This is a genomic window from Virgibacillus oceani, assembly GCF_041521345.1.
Lineage (GTDB): Bacteria > Bacillota > Bacilli > Bacillales > Amphibacillaceae > Virgibacillus_N > Virgibacillus_N oceani_A.
The window spans coordinates 85,831-107,708 of sequence record NZ_JBGOHB010000015.1 but is presented as its reverse complement, the minus strand read 5'-3'; the positions used below and the strand labels follow the sequence as shown (position 1 = coordinate 107,708).

Genomic DNA, 21,878 nt, shown 5'->3' with positions numbered 1-21,878 from the left:
CAGTCTGGTCGTATTGTTATTAACTATATCTCCATATTTTTCTAAATGAATACTTCTATTTCGTTTAGAAATTCATTTTCATGGTAGTTGGTGGCGATGCGTAGCATAGCCATGGTTGTTTCAGTGGAGGATGAAAAAGAAAACCCCCACTGAATGAAGTTTCACTTTATATGATTACAGCTTAGCATGTTTTTCGAAATCAGAAAAAATAACTGCCTAAATAAAAAAGACCGCACTACTCAAGTGCGATCTTTCTTTCAAACAAGTTTATCGAATCTCATTTGCTTATTCAATGTATACATAATTGGTATCCCAACTGCAAGTACTACAAATTCACCTGCAGCAGTTGTCAGCCATGTAAACAAGAATGGCAGGCCAAGTGCTAGGTACAGTTCAAATGCAATGATAAACATGGTGAAAGTAAAAATAAGGGTGTTTAATATAAGAAGCACCCAAACATTTTTAATATACTTTGCTATTTGGATAATGATAAATAATGATATCGCAGAGTCGCTACTCCGAAAACGAGATCGTATAATCCCAATGGTGAAAAAAATAAATTTGTGAGAAAAACACCTAATACGACCCCGAAAAACAATTTTTTGTTAAACACAACGAGGTGATTAAACATTTCCGGAATACGGAATTGGACATTCGTGAAACCAAATGGCTGAATAACTGCAGATGCTGCGATATATATAGCCGCCAGCACGCCGTTTATAACCATTAGTCTTACATTCATTAAAATCTCTTCCTTAGTTTTTTTATTGTGGGACGGGTTTCGAAATACGTTACATCTAGTCTATATTAAAAACTTTATTAATAATTTGGACTAATTTAACCAAAACCAAGGTTTTGGGCTGGAATAATGTATATGTATCTTTACAGGAGTTATCTCTCTCAAATAAAGAAAATCGATTGTAACACATACAAACCATAATTATTACACTATATAGGATTTTTTTATTTTCAAATCCAATTAATTTAAGTTCATTATGGAGATTTTAGTATTTTCATTTTGACTTTTAGTTTTCCTAGCGCAACATTAATATCTTGTTTTTGTTCATGTAGTTTATCTTGATGCTCTTTAAAAATTCGTATCCTCTCATCTAACGTTTCTTTTCCTTGCATATGTAAATGTGCTACATGGCGGAGGGTTTTTACAGACATTCCGGTTGATCGCAAACATCCTATTAACTCTAGCCAAAATAATTCATCTTCTTTAAAAAGACGATATTCATTTTTGTCTCGCTCTACAAAAGGTAGCAAACCCTGATCATCATAATAACGAATTGTAGATGGTGAAATTCCTACTCTTTTTGAAGCTTCTTTAATAGTAAACATGTTTTTTCTCCCTTAAATATCGTTTTGGTAAATTATACCTTTAACCTGCAATTTATTCAATAAATGATATTCGCTGGTTTACAAGGCCGAGGAACAAAGGGCTTCTATCATAGATTTTGCTTGATTATTTTATTTAATTTTCCTGCAACGCTAGTGAGGATTAATAAATAGTCCTGAAATACCGTTTATTATAAATTACATGTTGCCTGGAAGTGGACTTTAAACTGTATATTTAAAATAATAGCGAAATTTGTTATCTGTTGCTGCCAGAAACAATTTATAAATTGTAGACAGACATTTTTATCAGAAGAAGTTGTAAGGATTTTGCTAGTAACCGTTTCAATACTTTATTTTGTTGGCAGTTCAATCGATCGTGTTACCATCTATACTTATCTAATTCTAACAACAAAAATTAATTAATAACTGTCTATTAAAATTATGTCAACTTATAAGGTTGGTTTAATATTTAAGTATTCGAACTACGAAAGGATAAAGAATGCAATGGAAAGATTGTCTGATGAGTTACTAATTGAGACCTATAACAAAGCCAAAGAATTAAAACTTCATAATGAATTTATCATCCTTCTTAGAAATGAATTAATTCGAAGGTCTTTGTTTATAAAAAATGAATATAAAAGGTCGACATGATGCTAGTATATTTCCATACGCGCAATTTAGTTATATTTTTAAGCAATTTGGCGCGAGTGGTTGTGTCCGATACGGAAAATAAAAATGCAAGCATAAACTATAAGGAAGATTTTAAATGGACAATTGTTGACCTTTACCACCACTCTGGCAGCTCAGTTACAGATCCATTGGCGAATATTGCTTCAGATGTAACGATTTATGCTTGAATTAAGACATTTTCGCTAATGGAAACAGAAATTCGATCCAGTGTGGGAAGGGATGGAACCGCAATAGTAAAGAAACAAATACGCCGTCTCCAGGAGAAAAATGAAATCTTTAAAAATGGCTATGTCATATTTGCGAAACAGTAAGTCTCATAGAGCTAGCCGATGTGATAGAAAAGAAATACAGACTAGCATTCCTTTCAAGTGCTTTGTGACGTGTTGGACATTCCAAGAAATACATATAATGAAACATTGACTAAAAACAGAATCATAGAGAGTAAATGAAACTAAATGAAGGAAATCCACTTGGATAGTAAACAGCGTTAGTGAACCTAAAATCATCTTATACCTGAAAAAATAGGGGATCTAAAGCACATTCACCGTTTAAAGGAAAGGAAAGTATCGCCTCTATCCAGACGAAGAAAAATCAACCAACACCAAGTAAAGAGAAAGTTATTGAACGCAAAATGTTCGGAAGCGAGACTTTAGCTTAATGAATTACTCACTATAGACTTAAACCTGTATGAACATAATCACTTCGATCTCATTAACGTAAATGGACTTTCCTCTACTCCATACACATTACACAATGAAAGTTGATAAAGTTCCTTTTCGGATTTTCGTGGTGGGATTATTCTTTTCGCTTCCTTTTTTGTAATTCTTGTCTGATCCTGTCGAGGTGGTTGAACCCCTTTTTAAATAATTTTTCGATTACTCAGTTAATGCCACTTTTATTTCCAGTTTACTATCTTCAGGACGGGCTCTCTCGAGGATCCATAATAATTGTCGTACTACTGGTAATTAAAGGATTTTTTTGGCCGTTATAAATTAAAACACTCTCCAGGTTTGAGGGTGCAATGTTATCTTTACTCTCAGTATCCAGCATTATCCTTTCGACTTCGAGGCGGCCTTTTTGAATATATATCAGAACCTCTGTTTCTTTTCAATAGATAAAGGTCCAGTCTCTGACATTTTCATTCACAAGATGAGATGAGTCAAATCATAAAACGATTACTTCCGCAATTCTATCCAACTGTTCAAAATTCGCCTCATGTCACCATTTTGTGAACATTACTTTCAGTCAACTAACTATATTATATTGTGAATAAGGCAGGACAAAAGAGATAAAATGTAATGTCATTTCATCTCCATTTGCCGTGTTGTTAGATTTACCTAAAATCTATTTGTACATGTATACCCATTGGTGGGTCCTTGTATGGCTTAGCATTGACAGACATTTAAAATCTTAGATGATAACGTTGAGGAAATTCACTGACATAGTTTCAAACTGTACTTTTTGTAATGATTACATCCTCAAATTTTTTCAAGGTGTCTAGTGCCTGAGTAGCAGAAATATACAGATGTTTCTTCAGTAAAATAGGCTTGGGATCCAATTATTAAAGCACGGCCACAATATTCTATTAAAGAGCTTATAAACTTCGTCAGTTTAGCTAAATAGCTTATTTAATGACTAATTCATAAACGCAAAAGCAGGTAAACATACTAATATATCAATATTAAAAACTAGTCTGGCAGGGATGGTATTTTCTTATACCTTAAAGTTAACTTTAATGAAAAAATATAAAACATTTCAGTTAATCAAGCGGACTTTTTTTGTTTTAAAACAAGATGGATAGGTACATATGGATGTTTTCTGTTTATATATGGTAGAAATTGTTTATTATAAAGATTATTTATTAGGATTAAATACCCAATTTTCAAAAATATATTGCATTAAAGTCGGCTTTAAACTATATAATTCAAAATATGTTACAAAATGTTGACTGTTGTCATCTGATGTAATTCTTACGTAAAAGGATTTTATTTTTTAACTTTATCTTACCTTTAGAATTAGATGTCTTCTAGTATTTACCCTTGATAGGAGGTGATAAAAACTACTAATTTTAAAAGTCGATTTTACAAGAAATATAACTCCTATACATTATTTTAGTTATTACTGATATATCACCTCTTGGTTTTTTCTGGGGTTTTCATTGTATGCAAATGTAAACACGTGATCTTTAAAAATCTAATACTAACTTGGATACAGAATATAGGAGGAAATGAGCCGAAATTATGCAAGGAGACAAACAAACATGATGACAGTTAAAGAAGTAGCAGAACAAGTGTCAATTTCACCGTCTACAATTCGTTATTATGATAACCAGGGCTTGCTTCCATTTGTTCGAAGAGATAAAAACGGATATCGGGTTTTTAAAGAAAATGAGTTATTTTGGCTTGAATTAATACGATACATGAGGAAAACCGGAATGCCTGTCAAAGCCCTACAACGTATTGTTCACTTACAGTTAAAAGGAAATGAAACTTTAACTGACCAAATACAGATTATAGAGGAACATCAAGAAAGATTACGAAAGCAAATAAAAGAAATTGAACTTTCACTTATAGATCTGGAAGATATAAAAATTTTATTAGAGATTCAGCGTTAAGGAGTTCGTTAATTTTATATACACACTACTTAAATACCCAAGCTTTTTACTCAAAGTTAAATTCTATAAAAGGAGGGTAGTTCAGATATTTCAAGACTTATATATATAAATATTAGGAGGAGATTTTTTGGCGAAGAATTATAATTACAAACGTAGAATTAAAAAATTAAATGACGTTCACATGCGTAGAACTAAAAAGATTGTAGCAACTACAGCAATTACTTCGGCTTTAGTTTTTAGTACTACACCTGCAATGCCTTTAGGGAGTATTTTAACAAACCCAGATTATACTGTAGAAGCAGCGAGTTTATCAGAAGTGCAACTATTAACCGATATATCGGTGGATGCAGATTTAACCGAGCTTGATGATTCTTATAATTTAAATTTAGGTTTTACGGGAACAGGTTTAGTAGATGCTGAATTAATAAATCCTGATCGAGTAGCTGTTTTCTATATACCAGAGTTGGCTGGGAAAATGACAGCTAATGGGGATGCCGCTATATCAGTTCAGGTATTACCAATCAACCTACAAGAAGACCTTCCTATGTTATATGATGCCATAGGTTCCGTAACTACTGAATTAAATGATCTCGTATCGACCCTTACTGCTGCTATTGAGGACATACTTAATAATCCGGTTACAGGACCATTGTTAAACGTACAAGGGCTAGAAGAACTTACATCTGCGCTTGAATCGCTAAACAATCTCGATGAAGCAATGCAAAATATGACAGACTATCAAGATCAGGTAGAGTATACCATCGGGCCAAATGGTGAAATTGTAATAGATTTTAGTGATGGTTTAGGGAATCATCTAGAAACAGCTGTACAAGATGTAGTAATTGATGCCTTGAATCGGGTTGGAAATGCAATTGGTAATGTAGAAGTTGGGGGAGTTGGTGGTGCTATTCTTGCTCCTGTAGTAAACCCAACTTTAGATTTACTAAATGCCTTAGTGAATGATGCTATCAATCCACTAGCAGAAGATATATTAAATGGAACAGTTGATCTATCAAATGACTTAGCTAGTGTACAATTGTTGGGTAATACGACTGTTGATTTAGATGTCATTGTTGATAAGCCAGCAGATGTACAAGATACAGCAACAGTATATGCAGCTGGGATTTCAGATTCTACAATAGATGCCCAATTACTGAGCAGTTTAGAAGACAGTACTGAAATAGAGTTTAATGAATCTGATGATACAGACGCTGATGCGGATGCGGACGCGGATGCCGACGCCGATGCTGACGCTGATGCTGATGCTGATGCTGATGCTGATGCTGATGCGGACGCTGACGCCGATGCTGATGCTGATGCCGACGCGGATGCCGACGCTGATGCTGATGCTGATGCGGACGCCGATGCTGATGCTGATGCTGACGCTGACGCTGATGCTGATGCTGACGCTGATGCTGACGCTGATGCTGATGCTGATGCTGACGCCGATGCTGATGCGGACGCCGACGCCGATGCTGACGCTGATGCTGATGCTGATGCTGATGCTGACGCCGATGCTGACGCTGACGCTGATGCTGATGCTGATGCTGACGCTGATGCTGATGCGGACGCCGACGCCGATGCGGACGCTGATGCTGATGCTGATGCTGATGCAGACGCTGATGCAGATGCCGATGCCGATGCTGATGCGGACGCCGATGCTGATGCTGACGCTGATGCCGATGCGGACGCTGATGCGGACGCCGATGCTGATGCTGACGCTGATGCAGATGCTGATGCTGACGCTGACGCCGACGCTGATGCCGATGCGGATGCAGATGCAGACGCTGATGCCGATGCGGATGCAGATGCGGATGCAGATGCGGATGCGGATGCAGATGCAGACGCTGATGCTGATGCGGATGCAGATGCCGATGCCGATGCGGACGCCGATGCGGATGCAGATGCAGACGCTGATGCGGATGCTGACGCTGATGCGGACGCCGATGCTGATGCAGATGCGGACGCTGATGCAGATGCGGACGCTGATGCAGATGCAGATGCAGATGCCGATGCGGACGCCGATGCTGATGCGGACGCTGATGCAGATGCTGATGCAGATGCGGACGCTGATGCAGATGCTGATGCGGATGCGGACGCCGATGCTGATGCAGATGCAGATGCAGACGCTGATGCTGATGCAGATGCGGACGCCGACGCCGATGCGGACGCCGACGCTGATGCAGATGCCGATGCGGATGCGGACGCCGATGCAGATGCGGACGCCGACGCTGATGCTGATGCAGATGCTGATGCCGATGCGGATGCAGATGCCGATGCCGACGCTGATGCCGATGCCGATGCCGATGCTGATTCGGACGCCGACGCTGATGCCGATGCAGATGCCGATGCGGACGCCGATGCGGGTGCTGATGCCGATGCGGACGGATCTACACTTCCTAATACAGCTACAGGTATTTGGACAGTAGGTTTAGTAGGGATTGGTTCGGTTTTAGCTGGTATTGTGTCTCGACTTTTTGGACGTAGAAAATAATTCTATATTTCTACAGCGAGGCTGAGACAGAACTCTGAGTAGTTTTGAAAATACGAACCATCCACCACAGTAGCTCCGGAAATATACGTAGACTCCTGTGGGAGCAAAGGCATCGGTGAGACCCCGCAGTGCGACAGCACGAGGAGGCTCACCAGCCGCCCACGGAAAGCGAAGTATATTTCCGGAGCGAGTCATAAGATTAATGTTGTTCGGATTTTCGTTTGCTAAAATGGTTCTGTCCCAGCCTCCTATTATAAATGGAGGTCCTCAAATATGATAACTTCCCAAAAATCCAAAGTTTCCACTTCTTTATTGTTTAGGAGAAAAACAAAAAAATTATACGATTATATCAAGTCTACACAAAATTTTAGTGATTTGAATTCGAATGCTTCCATCGACTTATTTATTACACTCGGGTATAAACACCAGCGTGCTACTGTCCTTTATGTAAATAAGATAGGGTTTGATGAAGCTTGGAAGGCACTCATGAAAAAAGCGGAAAAGTATTCACTAGAACAACCTGACTATGTAAAAGCAGATATTGTGACAATAAAAAAGCCAATTAACTTATTCTCTTTTATTGATTTGATAACAAAAACAAAAAAGAATTATTTTAGATTTGGTATCAGTTTTGATAAGGATTTCAAAAATGCCTTCTTGGAACAGGAGATTAATGGTAATTCTATGATCCAAATTGATAAAAATAAAAAGCGTGGATATTTAAAAGAAACAAATATCCAAAATTATATAAAAAAACATCGTCCAGATATGAAACAAATAGACTTTCAAAGAGTGAAAAAAATTTATTTGTTCTCTACAAAAGGATATTTCTTTGATGGGGATCAGTGTTATGAATTAAAAAAAGGCACGCTAGACAATGGAAGAAGAAATACCCCTATCAGAACAGAAGAAATTCGCTATATGGTAACATCCGGACAAAGGTATCTGAACGGCTTAAACCAAAATAATGGGAAATTTGTTTATGGCTACTTCTCATGCTTTGATAAAGAAATTAATTATTATAATATGTTGCGACATGCTAGTTCTGTTTTTGCTTTAATCGAATCGTATGAATTTAATCCGAATGAAGAAACAAAGCAAGCTATTGAAAGGTCACTACAATTTCTAGAAAAAGATGGGATTATTTACGATGGTAGTAAACGAGCATACGTTATTGATCCTGTTCAACCGAATGAATATGAAATTAAACTTGGCGCAAATGCTGCCGCTATTTTAGCGCTAACAAAATATACAGAAACATTTAATGATGAAAAATATTTAACGCTTGCACAGGCACTTGCAAATGGCATACTTTCATTACAAAAAAAAGATGGAAGTTTTGTACATGTACTCAACCATCCTTCCCTGGAAATTAAGGAGACTTTTCGGATAGTTTACTATGACGGGGAAGCTGCATTCGCTTTAATGCGACTGTATAAACTAGATATGAATAATAAATGGTTGACAGCAGTCGAAAAAGCCTTTGAATACTTCATAGACAATAATTACTGGAAAAATCACGACCATTGGCTAAGTTATTGCACTAATGAACTAACGCTTTACCGGCCGCTCGAAAAATACTTTAAGTTTGGACTTAAGAATACTGAGAAAAAATTAACATTCATTTATCATAGGGAAACCACTTATCCGACTTTTTTGGAATTAACAGTCGCAACATATAATATGATTAACCGGATGAAAGAAACCGGACACCGTTATTTACTAGAAACGTTTGATGAAGATAAGTTGTTAAATGTTATCCATAAAAGGGCGGAGTATCAGCGAAATGGCTTTTTTTATCCAGAATTGGCTATATATTATAAAAACCCTTCTAGAATAATGGGTAGTTTTTTTATTAGACATCATTCGTTTCGCGCTCGAATTGATGACGTTGAGCATTACTTATCAGGGTATATCGCTTATTATAATGCTTTTGTGAAGGAGAAGGAGGTTAATACATTTGAAAAAAATCGGTAATCTACTGATTATAATAGGAGTGGTCCTGATTAGTTATTTTGGGTATCAATATATATCACTTGAAAAGGCTCAAAATCAAACGCTAGCAGAAGCGCAAAACTATATAAAGAAAACTGCGAATTCGGAGTCAAATGTTGATAACAACAACCATGATCAAAATACCTTCACAGCAGATCAGATGGAAGCATTTGGCACACTGGAAATACCGAAACTTGGAAATACAATCGGAATCGTAGAGGGTGCGGATGAAGATGCATTGTCACAAGGTGTTGGTCATATGTCGGAAACCGCCTTTCCTGGACAAGGTGAACAAATTGTTTTATCGGGGCATAGGGATACCGTATTTCGAAACTTCGATCAGTTGGAGATAGGTGATACATTTATTGTCAATATGCCTTATGGCAAATTTGAATATAAAATACTTGAAACAGAAATCGTTCCGGAAGATGACACTTCTGTTGTTGGAAAAATGGGCGAAGAAGTATTGGTTGTCTCAACCTGCTATCCTTTTCATTTTGTCGGGGATGCTCCTGACCGCTTCGTTGCCTATGCTTATCCAATTTAGGGTATTTTGATTTAATATTAAGTATCGCTAGCGTTGCAGAAGTATACATTGAACATGCTGTAAAATATGTTCCTTTAGTTTTTACCTAATAGTCAAAAATTAAAAAATGACTCTGCCTATTTAGTATAATTATACAATTTTTCACATTAAGAATTGTCAAGAGCTGCTACCTGTATTAATAGTACTGTTTTACTTTCATATCGGTCAAGCCTTATATAAGCTGTTTTCTACCATGCTGAGTTTAACCAGCTGTTGAATCATAGCAGCGATTTCTTGCTTTCTGTCTTCAATTGAATGAGGCCGAGTAAGCAGTAAACAATAAACCTCAATGTAAATTTAATACTGTATTGCTGTTTTACTCATACAGCAGGCGTGCTTAAATTTGTTGTATACCAGATAAAATAGTTGTTGCTTTAAAGTGTAGCTAAAACGATATAATTAATCGAAAAATGAAAGAGTTATAGATGGAAAGGGGAATCATTTTGTCAGAAAATAAGGATATTACACAACAAGAGCATGAAGAAGTTATTGAGAGTAAGGAAGAAACAGAAAAAAGAAGTGTAGATCTATCAAAACAACATTACATTGTTAGTTCTTTACTTTTACTTCTTGTTTTTTCTACAGTATCTATTATAAAAAAAAGAAAAAAACGCCATAATAACCCTGAATATTGAGAGATATGGAATGAAAAAATGCCTATAAAAAGCGCCAACCTTAGGAGCTTTTCGTCGTGGTGAAAAGCCAAATAAAAGTTATCGTTCAGTTAATAAAATGCTTCCACTTAAGTGGTAAAGCTGTTAGATTGAACGTATCATTGTGATTAAAATAAGAAGAAGGTAAATGTAAAGGTGTATTGATAAATGAGGAAGAATGATACCAAATGAAATTGGAGGTACAATTGATAATGATTCAAATGATAAAGTAAAAATTGATCTATAAGGTGACTGTGTGGTTATGAAAAAGTACAACGTAGAAAGTAGATGCATGGTAAGTGGAGAAGTTTCAAAAAGTAATCCTATTTTGGCTGATGGAACAGTTATGTTGTCAGAAAAATCGCAGAATATTTTATACAAATTATAGCAAACTTCTTTAAAATAATATATTATGTAAGGGAAGTGACTTATATGGAATTACACTACCTCAACTTTTCTACAGAAATGCATAATAACGCAGATGAGATAAATCGTAGGATATTTGATTGGGGAGAGATGAAAAAAATTGTCAATCAAAACAACTATAAAAAGATATCTGAATTGAAACTCGGGTACTTATCCTCTGTCATGTATCCTCATGCTAGTTTTCTAAATTTAAGTCTAATAACAGAGTATCTCTTAATATCATATATTTTTAAAGAAAACCTTATAAAAATAGAGAATGTTAGTCAATATGAAGATTTTATTGAAGAAATAACATGTGTATTTTACAGTAATAAACATTCAGATAATTATTTTGTTTCTGCTTTAAAAGACTGGTGGAAACGATATATTATGTACATTGGTATAAAATATAAGGCACATTTTTTATACCATTTTATGAGCTATGTATATTCGCAGTATTGGAAATACCACAATAAAAAAAACAAAAGAATACCACCTGTTAAAGAATCACAAGTTAAGCGCCGTTTTACTGAAGGAAATAGTGTTCTTCTGAATTTTATAGATATCGCGAATCATAATCCATATATCCCCAAAAAAGAAGTTAACATATTGATGAATATCGCAAATGATATCGTAAATTGGCAAAAAGATATATTGTTTTTAGAAGATGATTTAGCCAAAGGGTCCACGAATAATTTGGTTATTTGTATACATCACCATAATCAAATTCCAATGCACCAAGCATTAGAAAGGTCTATAGGGATGCGTGACTTACAAGTAGATAAATTTTTGAAAGAGGAGGAAAAGCTTATATTAAAAAACCAAAGTAACGAATTTGATTATAAGGTATTCACTTCAAGTTTAAGAAAAATAATTCAAGGTCACTTATATTGGGGAGAAGAACTATTGACTAATTAATTTCCTGTACATTAGGTGGGAAATTCCAATAAATCTTCATACCTTTATTTCCTCCGTCTATTTAAGCATTGACGGGGGTTTTGTGTTTTTTTATGGTAATTCGAAATAAAATTTGATAATTTATAAAAAGATTAATGCAAATGCAATTTTATGTTGGTAAGCTGGACTTTTACATTCCAAAAACGAAACATTTAATGGAATAAAGTTTAATCTGTTCGACCGTTTCTTCATCTCTCCATTTCATGCGTTCTTTGATCACAAAGTTATTCGTATCGAGAAAGCCTTGTTTCCTTGTGTAATATCCTTCAGGGATTAAACATAAGCACCTACTACTTTCTCCCAGGGAACAAGAGGCACGAGTGTCACCCATCGGTTAACAGAATTCAATTTTCCGCCAAATGGCAGGAAAGATTCATCTGGCATCCCCAATTGTTTTTCGTTGTGTTTATATATACAAGAACCTCCACGTGCAAGGTTTTTATTGGGACCTCCGTTAAAACCCTTGCATATTAATTCGACAAAAACAGCGGGTGATGGGGATTTTATTTGTTCGGTAGACCCTAATTATAATCAAAATCGAAATATCTCAAACCACCCCAATAATTTTTCTTTGCAAGTAGTTTGCCGTAAAAATAATGGAGCACTTTTAGTTCAATAGTTGCCATCAAATATGAATCTCCAAAATGAAAAGTGTTGATATATGTCTCGTTTTTGAAGAAAGATGATCCCGACCACCAGAACGATAAATCTCAATAAAGTATTCTCGTTATTAGGATATTTAATGAGCCTCTTTAAATTAATCTGTTAAATAGAAACGACCTTTGGCTTGTTTAAACTTATTCTCCTAAGCAAAAAAAGCTATACATAAACGTTTAAATCATTATTTGTAATTATATCTTATCGTATTTACTTTAATTTAGGATGGTTTCGAACCACGTGTTTGGGAAAAGTAACAATTTAAATTTAGAACAAGTAGCAGTTTATTAGAAACATAAAGCTTGTTGACAGTATATAAGCAATCAACTATAATAATTACTATAAGTAACTAAATGAAAAATAGTAATTAAATATTTAAAAGAGGAGATCAGATGGAAAAACAATTTTTTGAAAAGCCAGCTGTTTATGTAGGTGAAGTTAGTATTAATGTTACAAATTTAAAAAAGGCATTAACATTCTATCAGACGGTCATTGGTTTCCGTGTACTTGAGGAAACGGACAATCGAGCGATATTGACTGCTGATGGATCAACGCCATTATTAACGCTGGAGCAGCCGGATGATGTGTTGCCGAAAGAAGAAAGAACAACTGGTTTGTTTCATTTTGCGATTCTATTGCCATCAAGGGAAGACCTTTCTGCATTTCTGAAGCATATTGCTCAAGCGGGAATTCGTATTGGTGCATCTGATCACTATGTAAGTGAAGCCATTTATCTTTCCGATCCTGATGGAAATGGCATCGAGGTGTATCGTGACCGTCCTGCTTCTGAATGGAGCTGGTCAGATGGACAGGTTGCCATGGCAACCGAGCCGCTGGATACAGAAGGTGTACTTGCAGCAGGAAATAAAGCATGGAAAGGGCTGCCGGAAAAGACGGTTATGGGGCATATCCATTTACATGTTGCTGATTTGGAAAAGACAGAGCAATTTTATAGTAATGGTCTCGGGTTTAAAGTTGTCACTAACTACCCAGGTGCTTTATTTACTTCAACAGCAGATTATCACCACCACATCGGATTAAATGTCTGGAATGGTGTAGGGGCACCTGCTCCAAAAAGAAACAGTGCAGGGATGAATTGGTTTTCGCTTGAATTTCCGGATAAAGAAACAAGGTTTGAAGCAGTGGAAAGACTGCGGGATATGGGCGCTAATGTAACGAAAGAAGAGAACAATTATATTGCAGAAGACCCGTCAGAAATTCAGATACAATTGAGGGTATAAAAAAAGGGAGGAGCTAGCTCCTCTCTTTTTAAGCATGGAGTCCATGAGATAATTTTAAAGATTATTTTACGGCTACAGTCATGTATAAATTGTCGATATTTCCCGGGAAATGTTGGATTCTACCAAGTCCTTTTATTAATATGTTATTATAATACCAAATTTTAAGCTGGATAATAGTTTTCTTGTTATTCCCATAATGAAAATAAGAAAATAGGGTATGGATAAGGTATACACAAGGAAAAACTGAGAAAAGGGAAGTAGCTATGACATATATTTTACTAATCGTTGGTTTTGCTTTATTGATTAAAGGAGCAGATTATTTTGTTGGCGGAGCCTCAAACATTGCCAGGCTGCTGCGCTTACCGGCAATATTAATCGGGCTGACCATTGTCGCTATGGGGACAAGTTCCCCGGAAGTAACCGTGAGTGTTATTGCAGCTTTGGAAGATAGTGCGGATATGGCATTGGGCAACGTAGTGGGCAGCAATATTTTCAATCTCACCCTTGCAGTGGGGGCAGCAGCTTTTTTATACCCAATGCGGGTGCAAAGTGAAACAACAAAAAAAGAGATCCCATTCACTTTATTGTCTAGTGCTGTATTGCTTGTACTCATTAGTGATACCGTTTTGCAGGGGCTTAGTGAAAATTATATTTCCCGCAGTGATGGCATTATTCTTTTATTGTTTTTAAGCATATTTATGTATTATGTTATTGAAAGAGCCATAAGCAGTAGAAAAAATGGAAGCAAAGAAGACATCCCTGCCCATATCAATTGGGGAAAAAGCATACTAATGACGATATTGGGACTTGCCGCGATTATTTTTGGGGGAGAGATGGTTGTCTCCAACGGTATCGAAATCGCTTATTCCCTTGGAATGAGTGAAACCCTGGTAGGCCTGACAATTATTGCAATAGGAACATCCCTGCCCGAGCTGGTTACATCTGTGACAGCAGCTTTGAAAAAAGAAAGTGAAATTGCGCTTGGTAATATCGTCGGAAGTACTATATTTAATATTTTACTTGTACTTGGGGCGTCCTCCGTCATCACGCCGCTATCCGTGAACAATAAAATATTTGCTGATATCTATATTATGATGATCTTAACTGTGCTTTTACTTGTATTCTCAAGAACCAACTATCGAATTGGGAAGAGAGAAGGTATTATTCTTGTCGTGAGTTATGTGATTTATATGGTATATATTATTTTACGGAATTAAAAAATAACCGTCCCGTTCTTCAACACGGGACGGTTGTCTGCATTTTAAAGGTTCTTATACCAGTTGCCGGCTGCTTCCACTTCACCCAAAGTTAATTGATGGCCGCCGTTCTCCCAGTGCAACTCCACATTTGCACCAGCATTGTCCAGCAGTGAATAAAGCTCTTCTGATTCTTGCGCAGGACAAATTGGATCATTTTTACCAGCTGCAATAAGTACATCTTTTCCTGTCAAATCCGGTAAATTAATGCCTCTTCTTGGCACCATTGGATGGTGGAGAGAGGATGCACGTAATGCATCCTTATAATGGAACATCAGGCTTGCTGCAATATTTGCTCCATTGGAGTACCCCGCTGCTACAATATTATTTCGGTCAAATTCATATTTCTCGGCAGCTTCATCCAAGAAATCATTTAATTCTTTCGTACGAAAAATGAGATCTTCCTCATCAAATACACCTTCTGCCAGTCTGCGGAAAAAGCGGGGCATCCCGTTTTCAGATACATTTCCTCTCACACTTAATACATTGGCGTTAGGATCGATTCTTTCAGCGAGCGGAAGCAGATCCTGTTCTGTTCCTCCGGTTCCGTGAAGTAGTAGTAATGTTGGTTTTGATTGATCATTTCCTTTTTGAAAAATGTGCTTCATGTTATTTCTCCTTTTTAGTTATTTTGGACGTTTAATAGAAAACAGGTCACCGAGTTTTGCATAATTTGGCCCTGCTAATCGGCTTACTGTATTTAAAGCATAAAAGTCAATTTTGTCGTCTTTTAGATAGATATCTTCTGCCAAATGGTACTTTCTGATTCTCCCAATAATTAAATCGGTAGTTTGATCGTCTCCTAAAGGAATAATATGCTCCAGGCTACATTCCATACGGACTTTTGCTTCCCTGATACCTGGTATAGACACTCTCTCACTGTTCACCAAGGTGAGGCCAGCTTTTTCAATTTCACTTTCTTCGGCAGGCAAGGAAGCAGCCGTGATATTTATTTTATCTACTTGTTTTTCCTCAACACTATGCACAACGAATTCTTGCTGCTCCATGATATTTCTTGCCGTATCTTTGGAATTGCCATTTCTATGCTGAATCGCCAGTGAAATCATTGGGGGATCGGATGATACCACATTAAAAAAGCTGAATGGTGCCCCATTGATGACACCTGCATGATTACTGCTTGTGACAAAAGCGATTGGTCTTGGAATAATAGTTCCGGTTAATAGCTTGTAGTTTTGTTTTGCTGTCTTTGTGTATGGGTCAATTGAGATCATAAAATTCTCCTATCCTGAGATATCTTACGCCGCAGAGATCAGCATTTTTTAAGGCAAGCACGCTGGAGTTTCATTATGCATTATCTTCTTTTTTTCCAACTTTTTTGAGTACATCAATAACAGTTGCTTTTTCTTCTTCTGTGATTTCTGAAAAGAGATCTTCAATCACTTTTTGATGCTTTGGAAAGATTTCGTCCATTAGCTTTGTACCTGCGTCAGTAATATCAATGTAAACGACGCGACGGTCTTCCTGGCAGTGTCGGCGTTTGATATAACCTTTTTTTTCAAGCTTATCAATGACGTAGGTGATTGACCCGGTATTGATCAGAACTGCGTCTGAAATTTCTCTTACTGTCTGGCTGCCTTTATGGTACAATGCTTCCAATACAGTAAAATCAGAACTTTTCATGCCATGATTACTAATATCTTTTTTAATTATTTCTTCAAGTGTTTTGGACGATTTCATAATTACGACAAACGCCTTTAATGCTAAATTTTCTTTTTTCATGTGCTCATCTCCATGTAATTCTTTTTAACTGAATTAAGGTATTTTGAATTTAATTTAATGGTAAAATATTATGGGGAGATTGTCAATGTTTTCGCTTTGGAGATCAAGCTTCCATAGTAAATACTGCTTCAACAGATATCATTTTATCTCTATATATTAAGTAGGGTTTGACATTTTTATGGATACCATGTAGTATGATAAACAAATTTAATACATCTCTTATCAAGAGCGGTGGAGGAATCTGGTCCGACGATCCCGCAGCAACCATCTACAAGCCAAGGCTTAGTGGAACGGTGCTAATTCCAGCAGACATCAGTCTGAAAGATGAGAAGGGAACGTGTATCTTTAATTAGCATTTTACCCCCTTTTATCTTTTGGATAAAAGGGGGTTTTTGCTGTTCATAAAAAAGTAAAACGATTGTAAAACTATTATTTTTTTAGGAGGAAATAAAATGGAGAAGACAATAAATAACCAGACGAAACATTATCGCACGATTAGTGCCTATTCCAGTAGAGTCGGCACATTTAAAAATGAAAATAGGGTAAGAGATTTCAATTTTACGATTGATGAACCTGAAAAATTAGGTGGTACAAATAATGCACCAACACCAATGGAATATATACTCGGCTCTTTTAATGGCTGTATATTAATCGTAATAGAAATGGTCGCTAAAGAAATTCATTTTACTTTCAGTAACCTTTCCGCTGAAACTCATGGCGAACTTGATAGACGCGGTTTGGCTGGGGCGGCAGACGTTAGTCCGCATTTTCATACTGTGAAAAACACAGTGATATTTGATACTAACGAGAGCACCGAAGCAATTGAGCAACTTAAAGGTATAGTCAAAAAACGGTGTCCTGCCTATAATCTTTTTCATGATACTGGCATTGATATTGAATTAGATTGGAAAAAAACGAAAAATGCTGATTAATAGAAAGGAGGAAAATGATGACTTCGTATGGAATTTGGATGATTACTTTTGCGCTGGCTTACACACTATTGTTAATTATTGCCGGTAATGTGGCAAAAAGAAAAGCTTCCAATGGGGATAACTTTTTCATTGGCGGGCGGAACTTTAGGTGGTGGACAGTGGCATTTTGTATTACTGGTTTATTTTCCGGGTCAACTTACATATCGATTGTAGAACTATCCTATATAACAGGCGTTTCTGCCATATGGTATGGTGTTGCGGAAACGGTTCAAGTACTGATTATCGCCTTTTTAATGATTAAGCCTTTTCGTAATAAAATGATGGTGACAGTCTCCGGATTGATCGGGGATAAATTTGGCAGGCGGGCTAAAGCTATTTCCGGTGCAATTACTGCATTTGCATTTCCAATGTGGTCTGTTGCTACTGCGATTGCATTTGCTTCAGCATTGAATGTATTTACTGATATTTCTTTAAGCTTTTCAGTAGCATTTACTGCAATACTATTATTCATCTATTTGCAGGCAGGAGGCATGTGGTCGGTTGCCTTTACACAATCCATGAACACCATTATGTTTTTGATCATGTTTATTGTTGGTATGATCGCCTTTTTCATAAACCCCGGAATTGCAGGACTGCAGCAATTGGCTATAGATCGACCTGAAATGTTCCAGCTTAGTGGTGCAGGTATTCAAGTCATTGTCGCTTGGTTTGGAACTTTCTTAGTAAATGTCATCTTAGCCCAAGCTGCTTTCCAAATGGCTTTATCCTGTAAAACACCGGAAGAAGGTAAAAAGGGAATGATCGGTGCTGTCTTCATGGGAATTCCCTTTATTATATGCGGCGTGTTATTCGGTTTAGCTGCGGCTATCGTAGTTCCGGATGGGAATCTAGGACTGATCGCACTGCCGCAGTATTTAATGGAGGTATTGCCTGCACCACTAGTTGGTCTGTTTTTCTTAGGTGTATGGGCATGTGCACTTGGCTGGGGTGGACCATGTCAATTTTCAGGAGCGACAAGTCTTGGCAAAGATGTGGGAAGTGCTGTGTTCCCTGGTGCAACTAACGAACAACTAGTCAAATATACGAAGTGGTCACTGCTTCTTTTGACCGGACTAATGATCGTGTTTGGGTTATTACGGACAGAACAATCTGCCTGGTGGAATGTGCTGGCATGGACAGTTAGAAATTCAGCAACATTCGCGCCTGTTGTAGCTGCGATATTTTGGCCGGTGGTGACACGAAGCGCGGTGGTTAGCTCGTTGTTAACCGGGTTTGCATCAGGTTTAATCTGGTACTACTTGGGTGGATGGCATCCAACCGTCTTTTACCTGGATATTCATCCGGTTTGGATTGGCATGTCAACGAATGTTATCACCATTCTGTTGGTGACACTGGTGACATCTTATGGAGGGTGGATCGTAAACTCTCGTACAAATACGATCAAGGGGATTTCATCCGTTTTTGCGAGCGGGTTGCTATTGTTCGTTACGGTTATATTTTTTGGACCTTTGCATCAAGCCGGTCTTATTGGCCTGTTTGGCTTTATGACGATTCTTTCTTTGTTCATTACAGGTATAATCTATGTTAAGCCAAAAGATATGAATATTTCTTCCGAAGCAGAAGCAGTGAACTAGAAGTTGAGCTTATTTTTGTAAAAACTGATTAAAACCAGCAGCTTCAATCGTATTGAAGCTGCTGGTTTTATAATTGAATAAAAGATCCAAGAAGAATTTTTCTCGAGTTGGCATCCTATTTATTGCTGCCATTTTCCAGTTCTTTTTTCCGTGCTAGCAATTTTTGAAATTCTTGATCCAACTCTTCAGAAGGGTCAATACTAAGCTTGCTTAAGACTTCCGTTATTTTTGTTTCGATAACCTGAAGTTCATCTTCATTTGGATCGGTTTTTCGTGGAACATTTTCTTTAAATTCCTGATAAGAGCCTTCGAATAATGTAATTTCTTTATTTTCGATTGTTAAAATCCGCGAAGCAGTATTTTGCAGAAATCTCCGATCATGAGAAACTAACATTACTGTTCCTTCATAGTCTTGCAGCAGATCTTCCAACGCTTTCACAGCTTCAATATCGAGAAAATTAGTCGGCTCATCCAGAAGAAGTGTGTTGATATCGCTGACAAATAATTTGGCAAAGGAGACCTTTACACGCTCACCGCCGCTTAGTACTTCTACTTTTTTATACACATCGTCCCGGTAAAAATGCAGCCTTGCGAGCACCGTTCGAATAAAAGTTTCATCCTGTTTTGATGTTTCACTGACGTTTTCCAGGATGGACCTATTTACATCCAGCACATCCAGTTTTTGGCTGAAGTAACCAATTTTCATGGAAGGGGAGCGGATGATTCCATCCGTTTCATCTTTGATCTTTTTTAATAGCGTTGTTTTTCCCGTGCCGTTTTTTCCGATAATTGCTATTTTGTCCCCACCTCTTACATGAAAAGTGGTTTTGTTCCACAGAATGTGGTTCTTTATTTTCCCCGCCAGGTTCTCCACCCGCAAAACGACTTTTCCTTTAAACGTTTTCTCATGGGGGAGATTCATTTTAATAGGTGGTATTTCTTTTACTTTTTCTACTTCCTCCATTTGTTCAAGCCGGGTTTCCATTGCTTTGGCCACTTTACGCAGCTTCTTTTGTTTATTGGCAAAGTAAGGCTTGGCTCCTTTTACGTTAGCCTCTGAAGGACTTATATTTTTGGGCTTTTTTGTTGCCCGCTGTGCCTTTTGTTCTTTTTCTTCCAGCGCTCTTTCCAGTTGTTTTTTCTTTTTCACATACTGGTCGTATGCATTTTCCTGCTGTCTCATTTCCAGTTCCTTTTGTGAAACATAGTCCGAATAATTTCCTTTGTATGCTGTGAATTTACCATCATCCAGCTCCCAAATCAGATTGCACTGGGAATCAAGAAATTCCCGGTCATGGGAAATAATGACGATGGCTCCCTGCCATTTAGTGAACTGTTTTTCCAGTTTTTCAATGTGGTCTGTATCTAAATTTGTTGTTGGTTCGTCTGCAAATAGGATATCTGTTTTCTTGGCAATGGAACGATTGATATAGTCCTGTGTTATCTCGCCGCCGCTTTTGGTCGTCCGGGTGCTTTTCAGTTGGGGGAGGAGCTCTACAGTTCCATGGATGGAGACATTGCCTTCATCAGGCTGCTTGCTGCCTGCAAGTACTTCCAATAATGTTGTTTTCCCGCTGCCGTTTTTCCCAACTAATCCAAATCTGTCCTTCTTTTGGATTTTTAAATTTTCCACATCGAAAAGAAGACGGTCTTTTATATAGACTTTTATAAGATTAGCTTCCAGTAAAATCATACATTCATCTCCGTTTCGTTCTTATTCTGGAGACAAAAAATGCCTCCTGTTCTGTTTCAGAATAGGAGGCAATGTGAACGGTGAAAAAGAGACTGCTCCCTTTGTACAGAAACACAAATACATCAATCCTATTCTGAAAAATTCAGAAGAAAGCATGGCAAAACAGCGCAGATGAGACCTGCTGTTTGGCACGCATTCACTTGAATGTTTTCGAAAAATAGGATTAGTATTTCATGTTCCCTTGGTTCACCCTTTCGTTATTAGTTAATATCAGTATAAATGATATGGTTTTTGTTGTCCAGTGTGCTCAGAAGTAATATGATATTATGAAGGTAATCAGCGGGGTGATGATATGACTCTGTGGATTAATGGTATCTTTGGGGCAGGTAAGACTACAGTGGCATATGAATTAAATAGAAGGATCGAAAATGCGTTTGTTTATGATCCGGAAAGAATCGGTTACGTACTCATGAAAAATGTTCCAAAAGAGATTTCAAAAAGTGACTTTCAAGATTATCCGCTTTGGCGGGAATCCAATTATAAATTGCTAAAAGCTATTTCCCAGGAATATGATGGGGTTATAATCGTACCGATGACGCTTACCAATGTATTTTGATGAAATCATCGGAAACCTGCGAAAACACAGTATAGACGTAAAACATTTTGCACTTTCAGCTTTCAAACAAACGATTGAACAACGGCTAGAAAAAGATTAGAAGGCAAGAATTCATGGGCATACCAGCAATCGGAAGGTCGAATAAAAGACTTGGAAAATCCGCTTTTAAAGGAGTATATCCAGACGGGTGATAAGTCCATTGAAAGGGTAGTCGAAAGTATTGCCGAATCCGCTTCGATTGAATTACTTCCCGATAGGCGAAGGAAACTCGGGAAATTGGTAGATCGGTTTAGCGTTACTTTTAAAGAAATACGTAGAATTAAAAAAGCATTATTTTAAGAGGCAGAAAATCGATGTTATTTTAAAGAAATCAT

The 21,878-nt window shown here is 37.2% G+C and carries 19 protein-coding genes, 1 pseudogene and 1 riboswitch; of the genes and pseudogenes, 14 read left to right on the top strand and 6 right to left on the bottom strand.

The features are described from left to right. Positions 1-257: 257 nt before the first annotated feature. Positions 258-727, bottom strand: a pseudogene (locus ACDX78_RS12650) (QueT transporter family protein). 266 nt (positions 728-993) lie between these two features. After that, a complete protein-coding gene (locus tag ACDX78_RS12645) occupies positions 994-1,344 on the bottom strand; it encodes a MerR family transcriptional regulator (RefSeq protein WP_486028380.1) in 351 nt (116 codons plus the stop codon). Positions 1,345-1,782: 438 nt separating this feature from the next. Here ACDX78_RS12645 and sda point away from each other — a divergent pair, with 438 nt between their 5' ends. The 10 genes from sda (at position 1,783) to ACDX78_RS12595 (ending at position 14,850) form a co-directional block, all read left to right on the top strand. After that, positions 1,783-1,992, top strand: a complete 210-nt coding sequence (sda, locus tag ACDX78_RS12640) for a sporulation histidine kinase inhibitor Sda (protein WP_486028378.1) — start codon at positions 1,783-1,785, stop codon at positions 1,990-1,992. After that, a complete protein-coding gene (locus ACDX78_RS12635) occupies positions 1,989-2,198 on the top strand; it encodes a hypothetical protein (protein WP_486028376.1) in 210 nt (69 codons plus the stop codon). Before sda ends, ACDX78_RS12635 begins: the two co-directional genes overlap by 4 nt. A 2,093-nt stretch (positions 2,199-4,291) precedes the next feature. Next, positions 4,292-4,645 (top strand): MerR family transcriptional regulator, encoded by a 354-nt coding sequence (locus ACDX78_RS12630; RefSeq protein WP_486028374.1) that lies wholly within the window; start codon positions 4,292-4,294, stop codon positions 4,643-4,645. 127 nt (positions 4,646-4,772) lie between these two features. After that, the gene (locus ACDX78_RS12625; RefSeq protein ID WP_486028372.1) at positions 4,773-7,139 is read left to right on the top strand and encodes an adhesive domain-containing protein; all 2,367 of its coding nucleotides are present in this window, start codon (positions 4,773-4,775) and stop codon (positions 7,137-7,139) included. A gap of 486 nt (positions 7,140-7,625) precedes the next feature. Further along, a complete protein-coding gene (locus ACDX78_RS12620) occupies positions 7,626-9,116 on the top strand; it encodes a prenyltransferase/squalene oxidase repeat-containing protein (RefSeq protein ID WP_486028370.1) in 1,491 nt (496 codons plus the stop codon). After that, positions 9,100-9,681, top strand: coding sequence for a class D sortase (locus ACDX78_RS12615; RefSeq protein WP_486028368.1), 582 nt, complete (start codon positions 9,100-9,102; stop codon positions 9,679-9,681). The genes ACDX78_RS12620 and ACDX78_RS12615 overlap by 17 nt, the downstream gene beginning before the upstream one ends. Before the next feature lie 482 nt (positions 9,682-10,163). Next, a complete protein-coding gene (locus tag ACDX78_RS12610; RefSeq protein ID WP_486028366.1) occupies positions 10,164-10,355 on the top strand; it encodes a hypothetical protein in 192 nt (63 codons plus the stop codon). A gap of 450 nt (positions 10,356-10,805) precedes the next feature. Beyond that, positions 10,806-11,696, top strand: coding sequence for a terpene synthase family protein (locus tag ACDX78_RS12605; RefSeq protein WP_486028364.1), 891 nt, complete (start codon positions 10,806-10,808; stop codon positions 11,694-11,696). A 1,088-nt stretch (positions 11,697-12,784) separates the two neighbouring features. Further along, the gene (locus tag ACDX78_RS12600) at positions 12,785-13,633 is read left to right on the top strand and encodes a VOC family protein (protein WP_486028362.1); all 849 of its coding nucleotides are present in this window, start codon (positions 12,785-12,787) and stop codon (positions 13,631-13,633) included. 263 nt (positions 13,634-13,896) lie between these two features. Further along, positions 13,897-14,850, top strand: a complete 954-nt coding sequence (locus ACDX78_RS12595; RefSeq protein WP_486028360.1) for a calcium/sodium antiporter — start codon at positions 13,897-13,899, stop codon at positions 14,848-14,850. 44 nt (positions 14,851-14,894) lie between these two features. Here ACDX78_RS12595 and ACDX78_RS12590 read toward each other — a convergent pair whose 3' ends face one another. The 3 genes from ACDX78_RS12590 to ACDX78_RS12580 form a co-directional block, all read right to left on the bottom strand. Beyond that, positions 14,895-15,497 carry an alpha/beta hydrolase gene (locus ACDX78_RS12590; protein ID WP_486028359.1) on the bottom strand — a complete coding sequence of 201 codons (603 nt, stop codon included), beginning with the start codon at positions 15,495-15,497 and terminating at the stop codon, positions 14,895-14,897. Positions 15,498-15,515: 18 nt separating this feature from the next. After that, on the bottom strand, positions 15,516-16,121 hold the full coding sequence (locus ACDX78_RS12585) for a flavin reductase family protein (RefSeq protein ID WP_486028357.1): 606 nt from the start codon (positions 16,119-16,121) through the stop codon (positions 15,516-15,518). Positions 16,122-16,194: 73 nt separating this feature from the next. After that, positions 16,195-16,629: a MarR family winged helix-turn-helix transcriptional regulator gene (locus ACDX78_RS12580; RefSeq protein ID WP_486028355.1), complete on the bottom strand. Its 435-nt coding sequence runs from the start codon at positions 16,627-16,629 to the stop codon at positions 16,195-16,197. A 216-nt stretch (positions 16,630-16,845) separates the two neighbouring features. Further along, a riboswitch (SAM riboswitch) is annotated at positions 16,846-16,960 on the top strand. A 121-nt stretch (positions 16,961-17,081) separates the two neighbouring features. On the opposite strand from ACDX78_RS12580, the gene ACDX78_RS12575 reads away from it, so the two are divergent. Further along, complete coding sequence (locus tag ACDX78_RS12575) at positions 17,082-17,561, top strand: OsmC family protein (RefSeq protein WP_486028353.1); 480 nt, start codon at positions 17,082-17,084, stop codon at positions 17,559-17,561. A 17-nt stretch (positions 17,562-17,578) separates the two neighbouring features. Continuing rightward, positions 17,579-19,195 carry a sodium:solute symporter family protein gene (locus ACDX78_RS12570; protein ID WP_486028351.1) on the top strand — a complete coding sequence of 539 codons (1,617 nt, stop codon included), beginning with the start codon at positions 17,579-17,581 and terminating at the stop codon, positions 19,193-19,195. Positions 19,196-19,310: 115 nt separating this feature from the next. Here ACDX78_RS12570 and ACDX78_RS12565 read toward each other — a convergent pair whose 3' ends face one another. Beyond that, positions 19,311-20,888, bottom strand: a complete 1,578-nt coding sequence (locus ACDX78_RS12565) for a Vga family ABC-F type ribosomal protection protein (protein WP_486028349.1) — start codon at positions 20,886-20,888, stop codon at positions 19,311-19,313. A 352-nt stretch (positions 20,889-21,240) separates the two neighbouring features. On the opposite strand from ACDX78_RS12565, the gene ACDX78_RS12560 reads away from it, so the two are divergent. Together ACDX78_RS12560 and ACDX78_RS12555 are read left to right on the top strand one after the other, a co-directional pair. Then, a complete protein-coding gene (locus tag ACDX78_RS12560) occupies positions 21,241-21,504 on the top strand; it encodes a DEAD/DEAH box helicase family protein (RefSeq protein WP_486028348.1) in 264 nt (87 codons plus the stop codon). Positions 21,505-21,654: 150 nt separating this feature from the next. Continuing rightward, positions 21,655-21,843 carry a hypothetical protein gene (locus ACDX78_RS12555; protein WP_486028346.1) on the top strand — a complete coding sequence of 63 codons (189 nt, stop codon included), beginning with the start codon at positions 21,655-21,657 and terminating at the stop codon, positions 21,841-21,843. Positions 21,844-21,878 lie beyond the last annotated feature (35 nt).